This window comes from Nocardioides cavernae, assembly GCF_013410035.1.
Classification (GTDB): Bacteria; Actinomycetota; Actinomycetes; order Propionibacteriales; family Nocardioidaceae; genus Nocardioides; species Nocardioides cavernae_A.
The window spans coordinates 50,707-69,400 of the sequence record NZ_JACCBW010000007.1 but is presented as its reverse complement, the minus strand read 5'-3'; the positions used below and the strand labels follow the sequence as shown (position 1 = coordinate 69,400).

Sequence of the window (18,694 nt, the reverse complement as noted above, 5' to 3'; positions counted from 1 at the left end):
ACACAGGGGGTCGGGGTGCCCCTCGCCTCCCTCAACGGCCATAATGAATCCGTGGCGACAGCAACTGCGACGATTCCGGCCTCCCGTCTGCACGGGCACCACGACCGACCCAGCATGGTCAGCGTGGGCACCATCATCTGGCTCTCGAGCGAGCTGATGTTCTTCGCGGCGCTGTTCGCGGCCTACTTCACCATCCGCGCGGTGAGCCCGGAGCTGTGGGCGCAGGAGACGGCCAAGCTCAACGTGCCGTTCTCCACCGCCAACACCGCGATCCTGGTGGCGTCCTCGTTCGCCTGCCAGTGGGGCGTCTTCGCCGCCGAGCGCGGCCAGGTGGGGCGCACCGGCGGGCTGCTCAACTTCACCAAGTGGGGCCTGCGCGAGTGGTTCATCCTCACCTACGTCATGGGTGCCGTCTTCATCGGCGGCCAGGCGCTCGAGTACGCCGAGCTCATCCACCACGGCGTGACCATCCCGAGCTCCGCCTACGGCTCGATGTTCTACCTGACCACTGGCTTCCACGGCATCCACGTGACCGGCGGCCTCATCGCCTTCCTGTTCGTCCTCGGCCGCACCTACCTGGCCAGGCGCTTCACCCACGAGCAGGCCGTCACCGCGATCGTGGTGTCCTACTACTGGCACTTCGTCGACGTGGTGTGGATCGGCCTGTTCTTCACGATCTACGTCATCAAGTAACGACCGAACCGACACCGGCAAGGACTCATCGTGCGTCTGCTCAACCGAACCGCTGGTCGCCTCTCCCGGCATCGCCGGGGGCCGCTCGCCGGTCTCGTCGTGCTGCTGCTGGGCCTCGTGATCAGCGGCTCCCTCTACACGGCGTTCTCCCCTGCCCAGGCTGACAGCCAGCCGAGCGAGACCGACCAGGTCGCGCAGGGCAAGGAGCTCTTCCTCGCCAGCTGCTCGTTCTGCCACGGCCAGAACGGCGAGGGCGTCCCGACCGTGCGCGAGGGCTACCAGCTCGGTCCGTCGCTGGTGGGCGTCGGCGCCGCCGCGGTCGACTTCCAGGTCGGCACCGGCCGCATGCCGATGGTGCAGCCCGGCCAGCAGGCGCCGCGCAAGCCTCCGGTGTTCAGCGACGAGGAGACCGCGGCGCTCGCGGCCTACGTCGCCTCGCTGGGCCCCGGCCCGGCCATCCCCAACGAGTCCGACTACTCCATCGAGGGCCTCTCGGAGGAGGAGCGCGAGGAGGCCATCTCCCGCGGCGGCCAGATCTTCCTCACCAACTGCACCGCCTGCCACAACTTCAACGGTGCCGGCGGCGCGATGCCGCGCGGCGGCTACGCCCCCTCGCTCCACGGCGTCGAGGGCAAGTACATCTTCGAGGCGCTCCTGACCGGTCCGCAGCAGATGCCGAACTTCAGCAACGGCAACCTCTCCCCCGAGGAGAAGCGCGACGTGATCGCGTACCTCGACAGCCTCGAGGACAACGCCGAGTACGCCGGCTTCACGCTGGGCGGCCTCGGCCCCGTGTCCGAGGGCCTGTTCGCATGGCTGCTGGGCATCGGTGGACTCGTCGGTGCGGCGGTGTGGATCGCGTCGCACACGACCCGCACGAAGAAGAGCAAGGTGAACCCGTGAGCAACGACGACAACCGGCCCGTCAACGGCCCCGACGGCACCCCGGAGCCCTACAGCGACGAGACCGGCGCCGACTCGCACGTGCCGGCGCACCGCGCGGCGGAGCCGATCGCGGACCCCGGCCTCCCGGCGCACACGTGGCGCCCGACCGACGTCGACCCCAAGGCCGAGCGTCGCGCCGAGCGGCAGATCGCGGCCATGTTCATCGCCGCCATGGTCTTCTCGGTCCTCTTCGTCGTCGCCTACTTCTCCTTCGAGGTCGGCGACGACTGGGACACCTTCGCGGGCATGGGCGCCTCCACGCTCGCCCTCGGCACCACGCTCGGCATCACGCTGCTCCTCATCGGCACCGGGATCATCCACCTGGCGCGCAAGCTCATGGCCGACGTCGAGATCGTCGAGATGCGCCACCCGGCGGCCTCGCCCCCCGAGGACCGCGAGGCCACCGTCGAGGCGCTCAACACCGGCCTCGACGAGGCCGGCATCGGCCGGCGCCCGCTCGTGCGCAACACCATGCTCGGCGCGGTCGGCCTCCTCGGCCTCCCGGCCGTCGTCGTGCTGCGCGACCTGGCCCCCGGCAACGCGCTCGACATCGGCAAGCTGGCCCACACGATCTGGGAGCCGGGCATGCGCCTGGTCCGCGACGTGGTGGGCACCCCGATCCTCGCCAGCGAGATCGAGATGGGCGACCTCATCAACGCCGCCCCGGAGGCGATGTTCCCCAGCGAGGAGAACGGCTACCCCGAGCTCCACGGCGCCGAGGAGCAGGCCGAGAAGGCCAAGGGCGCGATCATCATCGTCCGCATGGACCCCGACGACATCATCCCGCTCGAGGGCCGGGAGAAGTGGACCGTCGACGGCATCATCTGCTACTCCAAGATCTGCACCCACGTGGGGTGCCCGATCTCCCTCTACGAGCGCACCACGCACCACGTGCTGTGCCCGTGCCACCAGTCGACGTTCGACCTCGCCGACCACGCCAAGGTCGTCTTCGGTCCGGCTGCCCGCCCCCTTCCGCAGCTGCCACTGGCGGTGGACGATGAGGGGTACCTCGTCGCGCAGAGCGACTTCACCGAGCCCATCGGGGCTAGCTACTGGGAGCGTGAGAAGCAGTGAGCGTCGACACCAGCAAGGTCGCGACGAGCAACCGCACCGACGCCGCGACCGCGAAGAAGCCCGGCCCCGCCGGGTCGCTGGCCACGTGGGCCGACGACCGGCTCGGCCTGGCCACCGCGATGAAGAAGAACCTGCGCAAGGTCTTCCCCGACCACTGGTCGTTCATGCTCGGCGAGATCGCGCTGTGGAGCTTCGTCGTACTGCTCCTCACCGGCGTCTTCCTGACCCTGTGGTTCAACCCGTCGATGGGTCACATCACCTACGAGGGCTCCTACGACCAGCTCCGCGGCGTCGGCATGTCGGAGTCGATGGCCTCGACGCTGCACATCTCCTTCGACGTGCGCGGCGGCCTGCTGATGCGCCAGATGCACCACTGGGCGGCGGCCATCTTCATCGCCTCGATGATGGTCCACCTGCTGCGCGTCGCCTTCACCGGCGCCTACCGCAAGCCGCGCGAGCTCAACTGGGTCATCGGCTGCATCCTGCTGCTGCTGGGCACGCTCGAGGGCTTCACCGGCTACTCCCTGCCCGACGACCTGCTCTCCGGCACCGGCGTCCGCGCCGCGGACGGCTTCCTCAAGGCGACGCCCGTCGTCGGCACCTACATGTCGTTCCTGCTCTTCGGCGGCGAGTTCCCGGGCGAGTCGATCATCCCGCGGCTCTACATCATCCACGTGCTGCTGATCCCCGGCATCCTGCTGGCCCTGATCGCGGCGCACATGCTGCTGCTCGTCTACCACAAGCACACGCAGTGGCCCGGCCCCGGCCGCACCGAGCAGAACGTCGTCGGCTACCCGATGCTGCCCGTGTACGCCGCCAAGGCCGGTGGCTTCTTCTTCATGGTCTTCGGCGTCATCGCCCTCATGGGTGGCCTGATGTCGATCAACCCGGTGTGGAAGTTCGGGCCCTACGACCCGACGAAGGTCACCGCGGGCTCCCAGCCCGACTGGTACATGGGCTGGCCGGACGGCCTGCTGCGGATCATGCCCAGCCACATGGAGAGCGTGATCTTCGGCTACACGATCTCGTGGAACGTGCTGATCCCGATCCTGCTCGTCCCGCCGCTGATGCTCGTCATCTTGATGCTGCTCCCGTTCATCGAGGGCTGGATCACCGGCGACAAGCGTGACCACCACCTGCTGCAGCGCCCGCGCAACGCGCCGACACGCACGGCGGTCATGGTCGCCCTGATGACCTTCTACGGCCTCGCCTGGGCCGCGGGCGGCAACGACATCATCGCGATCAAGCTGCACCTGAGCATCAACCAGATCACCTACTTCATGCGCATCGCGATCTTCCTCGGTCCGCTCCTGGCGTTCTGGATCACGCGCCGCTGGTGCATCTCGCTGCAGCGCCACGACAACGAGAAGCTGCTCCACGGCTACGAGACGGGCATCATCACCCGCTCCCCCGAGGGCCAGTACGCCGAGCGGCACCTGCCGATCAGCGAGACGGCCGCCTACACGCTCACCGCGCGTGAGCGGGACGAGATCCACGCCGTCGGGGGCGACACCGACGCCGCCGGCGTGGCGGCACCCAACTCGCGCTCGGAGAAGCTGCGCGCCAGGCTCTCCTCGTGGATGTACCGCCACAACGTGCAGAAGCCCACCCGGGCCGAGCTCGAGGAGGCGCACCACCACGCCGAGCACGAGGCCGAGCTCCAGTCGGGTCTCGACCACCCGGCGGACGGTCACCAGTTCGACGACCACCGCCTGCGCGACACCGACGAGGTGCCGCTGCGCGACCACTGAGTCGCGCACGCACGACGTACGACACACGAAGGGCCCGCCTGGATGATCCAGGCGGGCCCTTCGCCGTCCGCGACGACCCGGGTCAGTCGCCCTTGACGTTGACGAGCTGGCGCAGCACGTGGCGTACCTCCACGAGCTCGGCCGCGTCGGACATCACCTGGTCGATGTCCTTGTACGCCGCCGGGATCTCGTCGATGAACGCGTCGGTGTCGCGGTACTCGATGCCCACCATCGCGGCACGGAGGTCGTCGGCGTTGAACGTCCTGCGCGCCCGGGTCCGGGAGTACTCCCGACCGGCACCGTGCGGCGCCGAGCGCAGGGAGACCGGGTCGCCCGTGCCGACCACCACGTAGGACGCCGTGCCCATCGATCCCGGGATCAGCCCGGGCCGACCCGCCTCGGCGTTGATCGCGCCCTTGCGGGACAGCCAGACGTCCCGGCCGTAGTGGTGCTCGCGCTCGGTGTAGTTGTGGTGGCAGTTGATCTCCTCCACCCGCTCCACGTCGCCGCCGACCCACTCGCCGAACTGGCGCACGACCCGATCCATCATCTCCTCACGGTTGAGCAGGGCGTAGGTCTGCGCCCACCGCATCTCGCGGATGTAGGCGTCGAAGTCGTCCGTGCCCTCCGTCAGGTAGGCCAGGTCGCGGTGCGGCAGGTCGACATCCGCGCAGACCTCGCGCGCGACGCCGATGTGCTTCTGGGCGATCCGGTTGCCCACGCCCCGTGAGCCCGAGTGCAGGAACAGCCACACTCCCCCGGTCTCGTCGGCCGTCACCTCGATGAAGTGGTTGCCCGACCCGAGCGTGCCCAGCTGGAGGTCCCACCGCCGCGCGTACGTCCCGGGGTCGAAGCCGGCGGCCTCGGCGAGCTCGCGCAACCGGGCGAGCCGCACCTCGGTGTGCTCCCGGCTCACCGTGCGGTTCGCCGCGCCGGCATTCAGCGGGATCGCCCGCTCGATCGCCTCCCGGACCGGCCTGCGGTCCTCGGGCAGGTCACCCACGGCGTACTGGGTGCGCACCGCGATCATGCCGCAACCGATGTCCACGCCGACGGCGGCCGGGATGATCGCGCCGAGGGTCGGGATCACCGACCCCACCGTGGCGCCCAGGCCCAGGTGCGCGTCGGGCATCAGCGCCACGTGCGGGTGGATGAACGGCATCCGTGCCGTCGACTCCGCCTGCTCGCGCGTGTCGTCCTCCAGGATCGACGCCCAGCTCATGAGCGTCGGGGTCAGCTGCTCCATCGTCCTTCCTCGTCCTGCTTCGTCGTGCCGGCCCGCGGACGCGGACCGACGGGAGATGCTAGGGAAGGCGAATGGGGTTGCACCGCCCATTTCGGGTGTGCATCAGGAGAGGGCGGACCCCTGCTTCCACGCCTTCGCCGAGAGGTTCCAGTCGCCGTAGCCGTTGTCCAGCGTCATCTGGCGGTCGGTGCCGGTGTACTCGACGACGTCGCCACGGCGGCTCATGGCGTACAGCCACCCCGCGTCGGCGGTCGACATGCCGGTGCAGCCGTGGGAGACGTTGGCGTAGCCCTGGGACCCGACGGACCACGGCGCCGCGTGGATGAACTCCCCCGAGTTGGTGAGCCGCATGGCCCACTGCACGTCGTCGATGTCGTAGGCCTCCGGGCTGTTGCGGTTGATGCCGACCGTCTCGGAGTTCATCCGCCGCTCGGCGAACTTCTCCATGATGACCTTCGTGCCCGAGCGGGTGACGAAGCCGGGCTTGCCGGTCGTGATCGGCAGGGTGCGCAGCAGGTCGCCGTTGGAGAAGACCTGCATCTGGTGGGTGCGGGCGTCGACCTTGTAGACGTGCGCGTCGCCGACCTCGAACGAGATGCGCCGGTCCTCCTGGCCGTAGACGCCGTTGCCGGCGGGCAGGCTGTTGATGGCGAGGTCGATCGCGACCTTCGTCCCGGCCTTCCAGTAGCTCGCGGGGCGCCAGCGGGCCTCGCGGTCGCTCAGCCAGTACCACGAGCCCTTCTGGGCCGGCGTGCTGGTGACCTCCATGTGCTGCTCGAAGAGCGCGCGGTCGCTCACCGGGACGTCGAAGGTGACGACGACCGGCATGCCGACGCCGACGGTCTCCCCGTCGAGCGGCGCGACGGAGGCGTAGGTCTGCTCGGCGAGGGTGAGGTCGACCGTGTGGAAGGCCCGGGTGCGCTCGACCGTGCGGCCGTCGGAGCGGGTCGCCGTCGCGGTGATGGCGTAGTCGGTGCCGGGCTCCAGGCGGGTGGCGGAGGTCCAGGTGCCGTCCGTCACCGCGCCCTCCAGCGTCCCTGCGGCCGAGGTGACCTCGACGTCGTCGAGGGTGCCGCCGGGGGTCGTGACCGTGACCGGGGCGTCGATCGGGACGGCCTTGGCGTCGGCGAAGCTCGTCGTCAGGCGGACGGGCTCGGGAGGGGCGGTCTCGGCGGCGCCGGCGGCCGTGCGTCCGGGCCGGTCCGCACCGTCCCCGGCTCCCGCACCCAAGCTCGTGGTGCAGGCCGAGAGACCCGCTGCGAGGGTCAGCAACGACGCGGCGGCGGCCGTACGACGGAGCGCAGGTGTCGAGGACGAGAGCGCGCGAGAGCGCATGCGGCGTACCCCCAGTGAGACGATCAGGTGGAACAGGAACAGCCCGTCCAGCGTACGTGCTGGGCGGGCTGTTCCGTTAAGCGTCGATGGGCGCGGCGCGAGCGCTCAGTGGGCGTGCTCGCCCCGGTAGTACTCGAAGACGAAGCCGCAGGTCATCACGGTGCCGACGGTGAAGCCGATGACCACGAGCCACCAGGCCGACATCGCCGTGCCGAAGACGATCACGCCGAGGGCGAGCGCGCACCACAGCGGCCACCACGAGTAGGGCGGGAAGAAGCCCAGCTCGCCGGCGCCGTCGGCGATGTCACCGTCCTTGCGGTCCTCGGGCCGCGGGTCCATGCGCGTGGCGTGGAAGCCGAGGTAGAGGGTCACCATGCCGAAGAGCAGCGCGGTCATGACCAGGGCGGACGTGCCGGTCCAGTCCTCGGCGAGGAACCAGTAGGCCGGCGTCACGACCGCCACGAAGATCGCGGTCACACCGAAGATCCATGCCTCGGCCTTCATCGGTTGTCTCCCTCGTTGGGGTCGTTGCGCTCGGCGCGCTGGCGGAGCAGCTCCTCGCGTCCCTCGACGTCCGGGGCGTCGGCGACGTCACCGTTGCGCTCACCCGGGTTCTCGTGAAGCTCCAGCATCGCGATCTCCGGGTGGTGGAGGTCGAAGGCCGGCGACTCGGAACGGATCCGCGGCAGGGTGTGGAAGTTGTGGCGCGGCGGCGGGGAGCTGGTAGCCCACTCGAGCGAGCGGCCCCAGCCCCACGGGTCGTCGACCTCGACCTTCGGACCCCGGGCGGAGACGTAGACGTTGTAGAGGAACGGCAGCATCGACGCACCGAGCAGGAACGAGCCCACCGTGGAGATCTGGTTGAGCGTCGTGAAGCCGTCGTCGGGCAGGTAGTCGGCGTAGCGGCGCGGCATGCCCTCGACACCCAGCCAGTGCTGGACGAGGAACGTGGTGTGGAAGCCGATGAACAGGATCCAGAAGTGCACCTTGCCGAGACGCTCGTCGAGCATCTTGCCGGTCATCTTGGGCCACCAGAAGTAGAACCCGGCGAACATCGCGAACACCACGGTGCCGAAGACCACGTAGTGGAAGTGCGCCACCACGAAGTAGGAGTCGGACACGTGGAAGTCGAGCGGCGGGCTGGCCAGGATGACGCCGGTGAGGCCACCGAAGAGGAAGGTGGTGAGGAAGCCGATCGACCACAGCATCGGGGTGTCGAACGACAGGCTCCCGCCCCACATCGTGCCGATCCAGTTGAAGAACTTCACGCCTGTCGGCACGGCGATGAGGAACGTCATGCCGGAGAAGAACGGCAGGTCGACCGCGCCGGTGACGAACATGTGGTGGGCCCAGACGGCCACCGAGAGCATCGCGATGCCGAGCGTCGCGGCGACCAGGCCGACGTAGCCGAAGATCGGCTTGCGGCTGAAGACCGGGAGGATCTCGGAGATGATGCCGAAGAACGGCAGCGCGATGATGTAGACCTCGGGGTGCCCGAAGAACCAGAACAGGTGCTGCCACAGGATCGGTCCGCCGTGCGACGGGTCGAAGACGTGGGCGCCGAAGAGCCGGTCGGCCTCGAGCGAGAGCAGGGCGCCCGCGAGGATCGGGAAGACCAGGATCACGAGCATCGAGGTGATGAGCGTGTTCCAGACGAAGATCGGCATCCGGAACATCGTCATGCCGGGCGCGCGCATGCAGATGATCGTGGTGATGAAGTTGACGCCACCGAGGATGGAGCCGAGACCGGCCATCCACAGACCCATGATCCAGAGGTCGCCGCCGACGCCCGGGCTGCGGACGGCGTCGGAGAGCGGCGTGTAGGCGAACCAGCCGAAGTCGGCGGCCCCCTGCGGGGTGAGGAAGCCGGACGCGGCGATGAGGCCACCGAACAGGAACAGCCAGTAGCTGAACATGTTGAGGCGCGGGAACGCGACGTCGGGTGCGCCGATCTGCAGCGGCATGATCACGTTGGAGAAGCCGAAGAACAGCGGCGTCGCGAACAGCAGCAGCATGATCGTGCCGTGCATCGTGAACAACTGGTTGTAGAGCTGGTCGTTGACGACCTGCATGCCCGGGTAGGCGAGCTCGGCGCGGATCAGCATCGCCATCAGGCCGGCGGCCAGGAACCAGCCGAACGACGTGATGAGGTACATCTTGCCGATCAGCTTGTGGTCGGTCGTCGTGAGCAGCCGGACGACCTGCTGGCCGAGCGTCTTGCGCGGCTGCTCCGGAGGCTGCGCCGGGCTCTGCGGAGCGGTGGACGTGGTGGCGGTCACTCGCTGTGTCCTTCCGAGTCGGTCTCGAGGCCGGCCTGCTCGCGGACGTAGTCGCCACCGAGGACGGGGGTCTCGGCGGTGTTGCCCGCCTCGGCCAGGTCGGCGAGGTAGGCCTCGTACTCGTCCTGGCTGACGACCTCGACGTTGAAGAGCATCCGGGAGTGGGAGACGCCGCAGAGCTCGTAGCACTTGCCGGCGTAGGTCCCCTCGACGGTCGGCGTGATCTGGAGCTTGTTCACGCGGCCGGGGATGACGTCCATCTTGACGAGGAACGCCGGCACGCCGAAGTCGTGGATGACGTCGGGCGAGTGCAGGTTGAACTGGATGGTCTGGTCGACCGGGAGCACGAGCGTCGGGATCTGGGCGCCGGTGCCGGAGGTGTAGACGTAGGAGTCGTAGGCGAAGTCGGCCTCGCCCTCGCTGTCGTACTCGGCCGTCGCGCTCGGGTCCTGCTCGCCGATGCCGTGGTTGAAGGTCCACGACCACTGCTGGCCCAGGACCTCGACGGTCACGTCGGGCTCGGGGTCGATGTTGAGGACCTCGTCCTGGACGCGGACGGTGTGGAAGAAGAACACGACGCACATGAGGACCGGGGCGATCGTGTAGAAGACCTCGAGCGGGAGGTTGTAGCGCGTCTGCCGCGGGACCTCGTCGTCGCTGCGTCGGCGGAACCGCACGACGGCGTAGAAGATCAGGCCCCAGACGATGACACCGGTCACCATCGCGGCGACCCACGCCCACTTCCACAGCTCGTAGGTGTAGGGGCCCTCCGCGCTCGCGCGGTCGGGCATGGCGAGGTTGCGGATCTGGTGCTGGTCGGCCTCGGAGCACCCGGCCAGCACCAGCATCGTCACGCCCAGCAGCGCGACCTTCAGGGTGCGCCGCACGAGCGCACCTGGAAGGTTGGGGACTTGCAGACCCACTGACGAGCCTCTCTCTCGGTCCTTCTCGACCTGTAGAGAGTATCCCCATCCGGCTCCGTCGTGCCGGGCAGGGTGGGGTGTCGTCCGAACTGTGGTGGGACCCACGCCTGCGTGGCATAAGTTGCCCCTGTGACCGCGCCCATGACCGGACCGGGCGACCTGGACAGCGCCTCGTCCGAGCCGCTCCACCCGGCGGCCCGCGAGGTGCTCCTCGCGGCCCTCGACCGGGGGTACGCCGACCCCCGGCGCCTGCACCGCCCGGGTCGGGAGGCGCGGCTGCTGCTCGACAACGCGCGCGACGCGACGGCGCAGGCGCTGGGCGTACGCCCCGACGAGGTCACGTTCACGCCGAGCGGCACGCACGCGGTCCACCTGGGCCTGCTCGGACTCGTGCGGGGCTCGCGCCGCGGCGACGTCGTCGTCCACCCGGCGGTGGAGCACTCCGCGGTGCGGCACGCGGTCGCCTGGGGCGCACGTGCCCGGGAGGTCGGGGTGACCGGTGACGGCCGTGTCCGCGGTGACGAGCTCACGCAGGCGGCCGCGTCGCCCGAGGTCGGGGTGGTCGCCCTGCAGACCGCCAACCACGAGGTCGGCACCGTCCAGCCGGTCGGTCGCCTCGCGCTGCCCGACGACGTCCCGCTCTTCACCGACGCCTGCGCCTCGATGGGCCGGCTGCCGCTGCCCGAGGGCTGGTCCGCCGCTGCAGGGTCGGCCCACAAGTGGGGCGGACCGGCCGGGGTGGGGGTGCTGCTCGTGCGCAAGCGGGCGCGGTGGCGCAACCCCTTCCCCGGCGACGACCGCGTCGACGAGCGCTCGACCGGCTTCGAGAACGTCCCCGGCGTCCTCGCCGCCGCTGCCGCGCTGCAGGCCGTGGTGGCCGAGCGCGAGGAGGTCGGGGCCAGGCAGCACGCGCTCGTCGACGTCGTACGCCGTCGCGTGGGCGCCGAGGTGCCCGACGTCGAGGTGGTGGGCGACCCCGACCACCGGCTCCCCCACCTCGTGACGTTCTCCTGCCTCTACGTCGACGGGGAGGCACTGGTCACCGAGCTCGACCGGCGCGGTCTCGGCATCGCCAGCGGCTCGGCCTGCACCGCGTCCACGCTGACCCCGAGCCACGTCCTGGAGGCGATGGGCGTGCTCACGCACGGCAACGTCCGGCTCTCGCTGCACCGCGACACCACCCGTGCCGACGTCGACGCCTTCTGCGACGCGCTGCCCGGCGTGGTCGCCGAGATCAGGTCCCGGGTGGGGATGTGAGCGAGCGCGCGGCCCTGGAGCTCGACTGCACCACCATGCCCTGCCCGATGCCGGTCATCGAGCTCGCGCGGCACCTCGGCGAGGTGGAGGTCGGCCAGCTGCTCGCCGTGGTGGCGCTGGACCCCGCGGCGGCGGTGGACGTGCCCGCCTGGTGCCGGATGAAGGGCCAGGAGTACGTCCGCGCCGAGGTCACCGACGACGGACGGCCCCGCTACGTCGTGCGCCGGCTCGACTGAGCGTCGGCCCGGGCGCGGGTCAGCTGCGGATCGTCTTCAGGTGGGGCTCGAAGTCGGCGACCGCGTCGGCGCCGTAGGTCGCCTCGCAGCGGGCGAGGAAGGCCCCCCGGGCGATCTCGTACTCCTGCGTGCCGACCTGCTCGACGACGTACACCGCGAGCAGGCAGCCGAGCTGGGCGGCGCGCTCGTGGCCGAGGCCCCAGCTGAGGGCGGCGAGGAAGCCCGCGCGGAAGGCGTCACCGACGCCGGTGGGCTCGACCTTCTCGATCTCGGGGACGGCCTGCACGACGACCGACTCCTCGCCCTCGCGGTCGATGCGCACGCCGTCGGGGCCGAGGGTGACGACCCAGGTGCCGACGCGCGAGAGCACCTCCTCGCGGCTCCAGCCGGTCTTCTGGGTGATGAGGCTGGCCTCGTACTCGTTGGAGAACAGGATCTCCGCGCCGTCGATGAGCGGGCGGATCAGGTCGCCGTCGCCGAACGCGAGCTGCTGGGACGGATCGGCGAGGAAGGGATAGCCGCGCTGGCGGCACTCCTGGGTGTGCCGCAGCATCCCCTGCGGGTCGTCCGGCCCGATGAGGACGTAGTCCGGGGCGCCGACGCGGTCGACGATCGGCTTCAGCTCGATCTCGCGCGACTCGCTCATCGCGCCGGCGTAGAAGCTCGCGATCTGCGCGTGGGCGCTGTCGTTGGTGCACACGAAGCGCGCGGTGTGACGGGTCTCGGAGACGTGCACGGAGCCGCAGTCCACGTTGTGCCGCTCGAGCCAGGCGCGGTACTCGGCGAAGTCCTCGCCGACGGCGCCGACGAGCACCGGCCGCAGGCCCAGGTTGCCGAGCCCGAAGCAGATGTTGGCGGCACAACCGCCGCGTCGCACCTCGAGGTCCTCGACCAGGAAGGACACCGAGAGCTTGTCGAGCTGGTCCACGACCAGGCTGTCGGCGAACCTGCCCGGGAAGGACATCAGGTGGTCGGTCGCGATGGATCCGGCTACGAGGAGGGACACGACGCGAGACACTACCTACCGGTACGGCTCGGGCTACGCATCAGTAGCCCCTAGCGTCGTCCCCATGACGACCTCACGCCGCCCCTCCTACCTGGTCTCCGACGAGCTGGGGACGCCCGCCGAGCTGGCCGCGGACGGCCGCGAGGCCGGTCGCCACCTCGGCATCCAGACCCGGCTCGAGCGTGCCGCGCAGGCCGCCGTCTCCCCCGCCCCGAGCCTGCGCTTCGAGGACTTCCCCGCCGAGGTGGGCAAGCGCGAGATCCGGGTCTCCGAGGCCGCGGCGCGGATCGCCAACGCGCTCCACCTCCACCTGGACTGACCGCCTCACCTCGACGTACGACGAAGGCCCCCGCCGAACGGCGGGGGCCTTCGTGCTGTTGCTGGTGTGGTCAGTCGACTGACCGGGTCTCGCTCAGTGGAACGAGTCGCCGCAGGCGCAGGAGCCGGTGGCGTTGGGGTTGTCGATCGTGAAGCCCTGCTTCTCGATGGTGTCGACGAAGTCGATCTCGGCACCGTTGAGGTAGGGGACGCTCATCCGGTCGACGACGACGGTCACGCCGTCGAAGTCGGTGGTGACGTCGCCGTCGAGCGTGCGCTCGTCGAAGAAGAGCTGGTAGCGCAGGCCCGAGCAGCCACCCGGCTGCACGGAGATGCGCAGGGCCAGGTCGTCACGACCCTCCTGCTCCAGGAGGCTCTTCACCTTGCCGGCGGCGACAGCGGAGAGGTTGATCTGGTCGGTGCGGCGCTCAGTGGTCTCGACCTGCTCGGTCATCTCATCACTCCAGGAAGTCTCGGGTACTGCTTGCCTCAATGGTCGCACACGGTGGGTTATTCCTGAACGTCGCAAGGAGCCGGCGACGGAGTCGACGGATCCGCCGCGGCGGAGCGGCGCTGCACGGCGCAGCCGGGCAAGCCGACCCCTTCCGAGCGCCTCAGCGCGACCACGTGCGCGCGACGCGGGCGGCGAGGTCGGCGAGGGCGTCGGCGGGGACGGCGAAGGCGCGCTCCTCCCCCACGAGCTCGACGAGGGAGTACGCCGACTCGATCCCGAGGGCGCGCATCTCGCGGGACCCGACGAGCACCTGGCCCGCGAGGGCCACGCACGGGCGCAGCGCCTCCGAGGCGATCGCCGCGACGCCGTAGGGCACCTTGCCGGCGCGGCTGGAGAAGTCGAAGGCACCCTCGCCGGTGACCACGAGGTCCGCGGACCGGGCGCGGTCGGCGAGGGCGACGGCGGAGGCGACCAGCCCGATGCCCGGCTCGCGCGTCGCGCCCAGGGCGAGGAGGGCGTACCCGATCCCCCCGGCGGCCCCGGCGCCCTTCTCCAGGGACGTACGCCGGTCCGTCGCCGCCGCGAAGCCCTCGAGCCAGCCGTCGACCACGGCGATGCGCTCCTCGGCGATGCCCTTCTGGGGCCCGAAGGTCTTCGCGGCGCCGAAGAGCCCGGTGAGCGGGCTGTCGACGTCGCTCGCCGCGACGAGCGTGACGCCCTCGAGGCGAGCGCGCGCCGCGGACAGGTCGACGGACGTGACGGAGGCGAGCCCGGCGGCCCCGCCGTCGAGGTCGCCGTCGGCCACGGCGCCCAGCGCGGACAGCACGCCGGCCCCGCCGTCGGTGGTCCCGGACCCGCCGAGGCCCACCACCACGGTCGTCGCGCCGCCCTCGACGGCCGCCAGCACCAGCTCGCCCACGCCACGGCTGCTCGCGGTCTCCGGCGACCCGGACACGAGGTGCAGGCCGACCGCCTGGGCGCTCTCGACGTACGCCGTCTCCCCCGCCCGCAGCACCACCGCCGGGACGGGTGTCCCGTGCGGCCCGCCGACGGTGACGGCGTCGAGCCGGCCGCCCAGCGCGACGTGGAGCACGTCGACGAATCCGGGTCCGCCGTCGGCCATCGGGGCGAGGTCGAGCTCGTCGTCGGGCGCGTGCCGGCGCCAGCCCGCGGCGATGGCCTCGGCGGCCTGCACCGCGGTGAGGGTGCCGGCGAACTTGTCCGGGGCGATGAGCACGCGCATGGCGACATGATGGCAAGCCCGGTCGTCCGGCATGCTGGTGGCATGAGTCTCGACCCCGTCGTCGCGGAGATCACGGTCCCGGTGGCACCCGCGCTCGCGTTCGTCGGCTTCACCGCGCAGATGGGCGAGTGGTGGGACCCGATGCTGAGCCCGGACCCGCCGACGTTCAGCAGCATCGCCATCGACCCCAACGGTCCGGTCGAGACCGTCCACGACGACGACCAGCGCTACACGTGGGGCCGCGTGACCACCTGGGACCCGTTGGGCCACCTCGTCATGGACTTCTGGCTCGGCCACGACCAGGCGGCGCCGACCCGGCTCGACGTGCGGTTCACCGACGAGGGCAGCGGCACCCGGGTGCGACTCGAGCACAGCGGGTGGGCCGAAGGCTCCGAGCAGGTCCGCGCGAGGTACACCCACTGGGACGCCCTGCTCCAGCGCTACGCCACCCACGTGTCGTGAGCGCGCCGGTCATCCGGCCGATGCGCGAGTCCGACCTCGCCGACTTCGCCGAGGTCACCGCGACGAGCTACCACGTGGCCGCCCTGCGGACCGCGCAGCGTGACTGGCCCGACCCCGTACGTCGTCCCGCCGGCCGCAACGGCCACTGGATCGCGCGCACCAGGCGGGCGCTGGAGACCGACCCGGGCGGCTGCTGGGTGGCCGAGGTCGACGGCGAGGTCGTCGGCGGCGCGGTGTCGCGCACCCGCGAGCTCATGTGGATCCTCGCGTCCTTCGCCGTCCTCCCCGCGCACCAGTCGCAGGGCATCGGCACCCAGCTCATGGCGGCCGCGCTCCACCACGGTCGCGGCTGCCTGCGCGGGATGTTCGCCGCCAGCGCCGACCCCGGCGCCGTACGCCGCTACCGGCTGGCCGGCTTCGACCTGCACCCCCAGATGACGCTCACCGGGGTCGTCGACCGCGCGGCCATCCCCGTCGTCGACCGGGTCCGCGACGGCTCGGCGGGCGACCTCGACCTGCTCGACTCGGTCGACCGGCGAACCCGGGGCGCGGCCCACCTCGGCGACCACGAGCTGCTGCTCGCCCAGTTCCGACTGGTCGTCACCGACCACCCGACGGGATCCGGCTACGCCTACGTCGACTCCGACGGGACGCCGGTCCTGGTGGCCGCGACGAACCGGCGCACGGCCGCCCACCTCACGTGGGAGGCGCTGGCCTCGTCGGCCCCGGGTGCGCAGGTGTCCGTGCCGCACGTCACGGCCGCCAACCAGTGGGCCCTCGACGTCGGCCTCGCGGCGCGGCTGGCCATCTACACCGACGGCTACCTCTGCCTGCGCCGGATGACGCCGCCCTCGCCCTACCTGCACCACGGCTCGCTGCTGTAGCCCTCGCCGCGGTTCCCCTCGCTGCTGCAGCCTAGGCGTCCGACCCCGGCTCGAGCCGCCCGCCCGCCCCGACGTCCGCGGTGATCGTGGAGTCCCGGCCGACCAGGACCAGGTCGTCGTCGTGGGCCAGGCGTCGCGTGGGCTCGGCCCCGACCCGAGCGCGTCCACCCACCTCGCAGCGCTCGTCGAGCACGGCCGTGCGCACGACCGTGCCGGCGCGGACCACGCAGTCCTCCATCAGCACGCTGTCGTGGACCTCCGCGCCCTTCTCTACCACCACGCCCGGGCCGAGGACGCTGCCGACGACCAGGCCGGCGACGTCCGCCCCCGGCGACAGCAACGAGCCGCGGCACTCCCCGGAGGGGCGTACGCGCGCAGCGGGGCGGTCCGGCCAGTGCGAGATGACCGGCCGTCCCGGGTGGTCGAAGACGTCGACCCTCCCGGCGAGCAGGTCGCGGTGCGACTGGAGGTAGAGGCCGGGCTGCCCGACGTCGCGCCAGTAGCCGCTCAGCGGCACGGCGGCCGTCGGGCCGCGCTCGACCAGCCGCGGGAGGAGGTGCTCGCCGAAGTCGCCGATGCCGCTGTCCCCGGACTCCGCGTCGTCCGCGCCGGCGGCCAGCTCGCGCCGCAGGTCGTGCAGCGTCGCGAGCAGCACCTCGGTGTCGTAGACGAAGATCTCGGTGGCGACGGTCCCCGACGACGGCCGCGACGGCTTGTGCTCGACCCCGGTGATGCTGCCGTCCCGGCCGGTCAGCACGACGACGTTGTCGGAGGCGTCCTTGCGGGTCACGTCGCTGGTGAGGACGGTCGCGACCCGGCCGGCCGCGACGTGCTCCTCGATGACGGGCGCCAGGTCCATGTTGAAGACGTGGTCGGCGCTGAGCACCGCGAGGGTGCGCGCACCGAACGCCTCGATGTCGGCGGACATCCGCAGCAGCAGGTCGCCGTTGCCGTGGGCGAAGCCGCTCTCGGTCGCGGGGCCGGTCCCGGTCTGCGGCACGATCCTGCGGAACCCGCCCCGGTTGCGGTCCAGGCTCCACGGCCGCCCGCCGGAGAGGTAGTCGTCGATGGAGGTGACCTGGTACTCCAGGGACACCCACACGTCCGCGAGGTCCGCGTGGACCAGCCCGGACAGGGCGAAGTCGATGAGCCGGTGCACGCCGCCGTACGGCAGCGCGGGCTTGGCGCGCTCGCGCGTCAGCACGTCCATCCGGGATCCCTGACCGCCCGCCTGCACCAGGGCCAGGACCTCGCCGCGTCGTGTCATGGTCGAAGCATGGCACCCGCGGCTCGGCGCCCGCTCCCCCTCCTAGGATGGGCCGCATGAGAGACACCCCACGACGTTCGTCTCCTCCGCTTCGCTCCCCCGACCAACGCCGCAGGGACCCCAGATGAGCCTCGTCGACCTCCCGCTGCTGCCCCTCGGCAAGGGCCGCGACCTCGACGCCGAGCGCGGCGTCGAGTGCCCCGGTGACCTCCCGGCGGCGTCGGACCCCGACCTGGTCGAGCGGGCCCGCGCGGCCAAGGCGGCGCTGGGCGAGCGGGTCTTCGTGCTGGGGCACCACTACCAGCGCGACGAGGTCATCCAGTTCGCCGACGTCACCGGCGACTCCTTCAAGCTCGCCCGTGACGCGGCAGCCCGCCCGGACGCGGAGTTCATCGTCTTCTGCGGCGTGCACTTCATGGCCGAGTCGGCCGACATCCTGACCTCGCCGACGCAGCGGGTGGTGCTCCCCGACCTCGCCGCCGGCTGCTCGATGGCCGACATGGCCCGCCTGCGCCAGGTCGAGGACGCCTGGGACGCGATGGCCGACGCCGGCATCCAGGACGTCGTCGTGCCGGTGACCTACATGAACTCCTCTGCCGACATCAAGGCCTTCTGCGGGCGCAACGGCGGGGTCGTGTGCACCTCGTCCAACGCCGACGTCGCGCTGGAGTGGGCGTTCGACCAGAAGGCCGGGGCCGACGGCGGGGCGAAGGTCCTCTTCCTGCCCGACCAGCACCTCGGCCGCAACACCGCGGTCCTCCAGATGGGCATCGCCCTCGACGAGTGCGTCGTGTGGGACCCGCGCCTGCCCGGTGGGGGCCTCAGCCCCGACGAGCTGCAGCGGGCACGGATGATCCTCTGGAAGGGCCACTGCTCCGTGCACGGCCGCTTCTCCGAGGACGTCGTCGACGAGCTCCGCGCCGCGCACCCCGGCATCAACGTCCTGGTCCACCCCGAGTGCAGGCACGAGGTCGTGCTCAAGGCCGACCTGGTCGGGTCCACCGAGTTCATCATCAAGACGATCGAGGCGGCCGAGCCCGGCACGGTGTGGGCGATCGGCACCGAGCTCAACCTCGTCAAGCGCCTCGCCGACGCACACCCCGACAAGACGATCGTCTTCCTCGACCGCAACGTCTGCTACTGCTCGACGATGAACCGCATCGACCTCCCCCACCTCGTGTGGGCCCTGGAGAACCTCGTCGCGGGCGAGGTCGTCAACCAGATCACCGTCGACCCCGAGACCGAGGCCGACGCGCTGGTCGCGCTGCAGCGGATGCTCGACCTGCCCGGCAAGTCCCACCGCGACTGAGGCGGGCCGGACC

General features: G+C 71.0%; 19 protein-coding genes. 10 read left to right on the top strand and 9 right to left on the bottom strand.

Going from position 1 to position 18,694, the window contains the following annotated elements; translation table 11 throughout:
- Positions 1–15 precede the first annotated feature (15 nt).
- From ctaE to qcrB, 4 genes are read left to right on the top strand one after another with little or no spacing between them, the layout of a single operon-like run.
- Positions 16–693 carry an aa3-type cytochrome oxidase subunit III gene (ctaE, locus tag F4692_RS20110; RefSeq protein ID WP_475118977.1) on the top strand — a complete coding sequence of 226 codons (678 nt, stop codon included), beginning with the start codon at positions 16–18 and terminating at the stop codon, positions 691–693.
- A gap of 30 nt (positions 694–723) precedes the next feature.
- A complete protein-coding gene (gene qcrC, locus F4692_RS20105) occupies positions 724–1,596 on the top strand; it encodes a cytochrome bc1 complex diheme cytochrome c subunit (protein ID WP_179621513.1) in 873 nt (290 codons plus the stop codon).
- A complete protein-coding gene (gene qcrA, locus F4692_RS20100) occupies positions 1,593–2,711 on the top strand; it encodes a cytochrome bc1 complex Rieske iron-sulfur subunit (protein ID WP_308645398.1) in 1,119 nt (372 codons plus the stop codon). The genes qcrC and qcrA overlap by 4 nt, the downstream gene beginning before the upstream one ends.
- A complete protein-coding gene (gene qcrB / locus F4692_RS20095; protein ID WP_374757312.1) occupies positions 2,708–4,462 on the top strand; it encodes a cytochrome bc1 complex cytochrome b subunit in 1,755 nt (584 codons plus the stop codon). Before qcrA ends, qcrB begins: the two co-directional genes overlap by 4 nt.
- 82 nt (positions 4,463–4,544) lie before the next feature.
- Here the strand turns inward: qcrB and F4692_RS20090 are convergent, their stop codons facing one another.
- The 5 genes from F4692_RS20090 to ctaC form a co-directional block, all read right to left on the bottom strand.
- Positions 4,545–5,708: an RtcB family protein gene (locus tag F4692_RS20090; protein ID WP_179621511.1), complete on the bottom strand. Its 1,164-nt coding sequence runs from the start codon at positions 5,706–5,708 to the stop codon at positions 4,545–4,547.
- A 102-nt stretch (positions 5,709–5,810) separates the two neighbouring features.
- Entirely contained in the window at positions 5,811–7,043 is a 1,233-nt protein-coding gene (locus tag F4692_RS20085) for a L,D-transpeptidase (protein WP_179621510.1), read from the bottom strand.
- 105 nt (positions 7,044–7,148) lie between these two features.
- On the bottom strand, positions 7,149–7,547 hold the full coding sequence (locus F4692_RS20080; RefSeq protein ID WP_179621509.1) for a cytochrome c oxidase subunit 4: 399 nt from the start codon (positions 7,545–7,547) through the stop codon (positions 7,149–7,151).
- Positions 7,544–9,322 (bottom strand): aa3-type cytochrome oxidase subunit I, encoded by a 1,779-nt coding sequence (gene ctaD / locus F4692_RS20075; protein WP_179621508.1) that lies wholly within the window; start codon positions 9,320–9,322, stop codon positions 7,544–7,546. The genes F4692_RS20080 and ctaD overlap by 4 nt, the downstream gene beginning before the upstream one ends.
- Positions 9,319–10,209, bottom strand: a complete 891-nt coding sequence (ctaC, locus tag F4692_RS20070; RefSeq protein WP_308645397.1) for an aa3-type cytochrome oxidase subunit II — start codon at positions 10,207–10,209, stop codon at positions 9,319–9,321. The genes ctaD and ctaC overlap by 4 nt, the downstream gene beginning before the upstream one ends.
- A 165-nt stretch (positions 10,210–10,374) precedes the next feature.
- On the opposite strand from ctaC, the gene F4692_RS20065 reads away from it, so the two are divergent.
- Together F4692_RS20065 and F4692_RS20060 are read left to right on the top strand one after the other, a co-directional pair.
- The gene (locus tag F4692_RS20065; protein WP_308645396.1) at positions 10,375–11,502 is read left to right on the top strand and encodes a cysteine desulfurase family protein; all 1,128 of its coding nucleotides are present in this window, start codon (positions 10,375–10,377) and stop codon (positions 11,500–11,502) included.
- A complete protein-coding gene (locus tag F4692_RS20060; protein ID WP_308645395.1) occupies positions 11,499–11,738 on the top strand; it encodes a sulfurtransferase TusA family protein in 240 nt (79 codons plus the stop codon). Before F4692_RS20065 ends, F4692_RS20060 begins: the two co-directional genes overlap by 4 nt.
- Before the next feature lie 19 nt (positions 11,739–11,757).
- Here F4692_RS20060 and F4692_RS20055 read toward each other — a convergent pair whose 3' ends face one another.
- Complete coding sequence (locus F4692_RS20055) at positions 11,758–12,744, bottom strand: carbohydrate kinase family protein (protein ID WP_179621507.1); 987 nt, start codon at positions 12,742–12,744, stop codon at positions 11,758–11,760.
- A 64-nt stretch (positions 12,745–12,808) separates the two neighbouring features.
- On the opposite strand from F4692_RS20055, the gene F4692_RS20050 reads away from it, so the two are divergent.
- Entirely contained in the window at positions 12,809–13,063 is a 255-nt protein-coding gene (locus F4692_RS20050) for a hypothetical protein (protein ID WP_179621506.1), read from the top strand.
- Between the two features lie 93 nt (positions 13,064–13,156).
- On the opposite strand, the gene erpA is transcribed toward F4692_RS20050, so the two are convergent.
- Together erpA and F4692_RS20040 are read right to left on the bottom strand one after the other, a co-directional pair.
- Entirely contained in the window at positions 13,157–13,516 is a 360-nt protein-coding gene (gene erpA, locus F4692_RS20045) for an iron-sulfur cluster insertion protein ErpA (protein WP_090971856.1), read from the bottom strand.
- Positions 13,517–13,676: 160 nt separating this feature from the next.
- The gene (locus F4692_RS20040) at positions 13,677–14,759 is read right to left on the bottom strand and encodes a glycerate kinase family protein (RefSeq protein WP_179621505.1); all 1,083 of its coding nucleotides are present in this window, start codon (positions 14,757–14,759) and stop codon (positions 13,677–13,679) included.
- 42 nt (positions 14,760–14,801) lie between these two features.
- Between F4692_RS20040 and F4692_RS20035 the strand changes: the two genes are divergently transcribed.
- Together F4692_RS20035 and F4692_RS20030 are read left to right on the top strand one after the other, a co-directional pair.
- Positions 14,802–15,221: an SRPBCC domain-containing protein gene (locus F4692_RS20035; RefSeq protein WP_179621504.1), complete on the top strand. Its 420-nt coding sequence runs from the start codon at positions 14,802–14,804 to the stop codon at positions 15,219–15,221.
- Positions 15,218–16,105: a GNAT family N-acetyltransferase gene (locus tag F4692_RS20030; protein ID WP_218858816.1), complete on the top strand. Its 888-nt coding sequence runs from the start codon at positions 15,218–15,220 to the stop codon at positions 16,103–16,105. The genes F4692_RS20035 and F4692_RS20030 overlap by 4 nt, the downstream gene beginning before the upstream one ends.
- A gap of 31 nt (positions 16,106–16,136) precedes the next feature.
- Here the strand turns inward: F4692_RS20030 and F4692_RS20025 are convergent, their stop codons facing one another.
- Positions 16,137–17,372, bottom strand: a complete 1,236-nt coding sequence (locus F4692_RS20025; RefSeq protein WP_179621503.1) for a glucose-1-phosphate adenylyltransferase family protein — start codon at positions 17,370–17,372, stop codon at positions 16,137–16,139.
- A 124-nt stretch (positions 17,373–17,496) separates the two neighbouring features.
- On the opposite strand from F4692_RS20025, the gene nadA reads away from it, so the two are divergent.
- Complete coding sequence (gene nadA, locus F4692_RS20020) at positions 17,497–18,681, top strand: quinolinate synthase NadA (RefSeq protein WP_179621502.1); 1,185 nt, start codon at positions 17,497–17,499, stop codon at positions 18,679–18,681.
- The last annotated feature ends 13 nt before the right edge of the window (positions 18,682–18,694 follow it).

Excerpts from the sequence above, each read along its gene's own strand:
- nadA (WP_179621502.1), top strand. The coding sequence starts at position 17,497 with ATGAGCCTCGTCGACCTCCCGCTGCTGCCCCTCGGCAAGGGCCGCGAC.
- erpA (WP_090971856.1), bottom strand. The coding sequence starts at position 13,516 with ATGACCGAGCAGGTCGAGACCACTGAGCGCCGCACCGACCAGATCAAC.
- F4692_RS20090 (WP_179621511.1), bottom strand. The coding sequence starts at position 5,708 with ATGGAGCAGCTGACCCCGACGCTCATGAGCTGGGCGTCGATCCTGGAG.
- F4692_RS20025 (WP_179621503.1), bottom strand. The coding sequence starts at position 17,372 with ATGACACGACGCGGCGAGGTCCTGGCCCTGGTGCAGGCGGGCGGTCAG.
- F4692_RS20040 (WP_179621505.1), bottom strand. The coding sequence starts at position 14,759 with ATGCGCGTGCTCATCGCCCCGGACAAGTTCGCCGGCACCCTCACCGCG.
- F4692_RS20080 (WP_179621509.1), bottom strand. The coding sequence starts at position 7,547 with ATGAAGGCCGAGGCATGGATCTTCGGTGTGACCGCGATCTTCGTGGCG.
- F4692_RS20035 (WP_179621504.1), top strand. The coding sequence starts at position 14,802 with ATGAGTCTCGACCCCGTCGTCGCGGAGATCACGGTCCCGGTGGCACCC.
- F4692_RS20050 (WP_179621506.1), top strand. The coding sequence starts at position 12,809 with ATGACGACCTCACGCCGCCCCTCCTACCTGGTCTCCGACGAGCTGGGG.
- F4692_RS20085 (WP_179621510.1), bottom strand. The coding sequence starts at position 7,043 with ATGCGCTCTCGCGCGCTCTCGTCCTCGACACCTGCGCTCCGTCGTACG.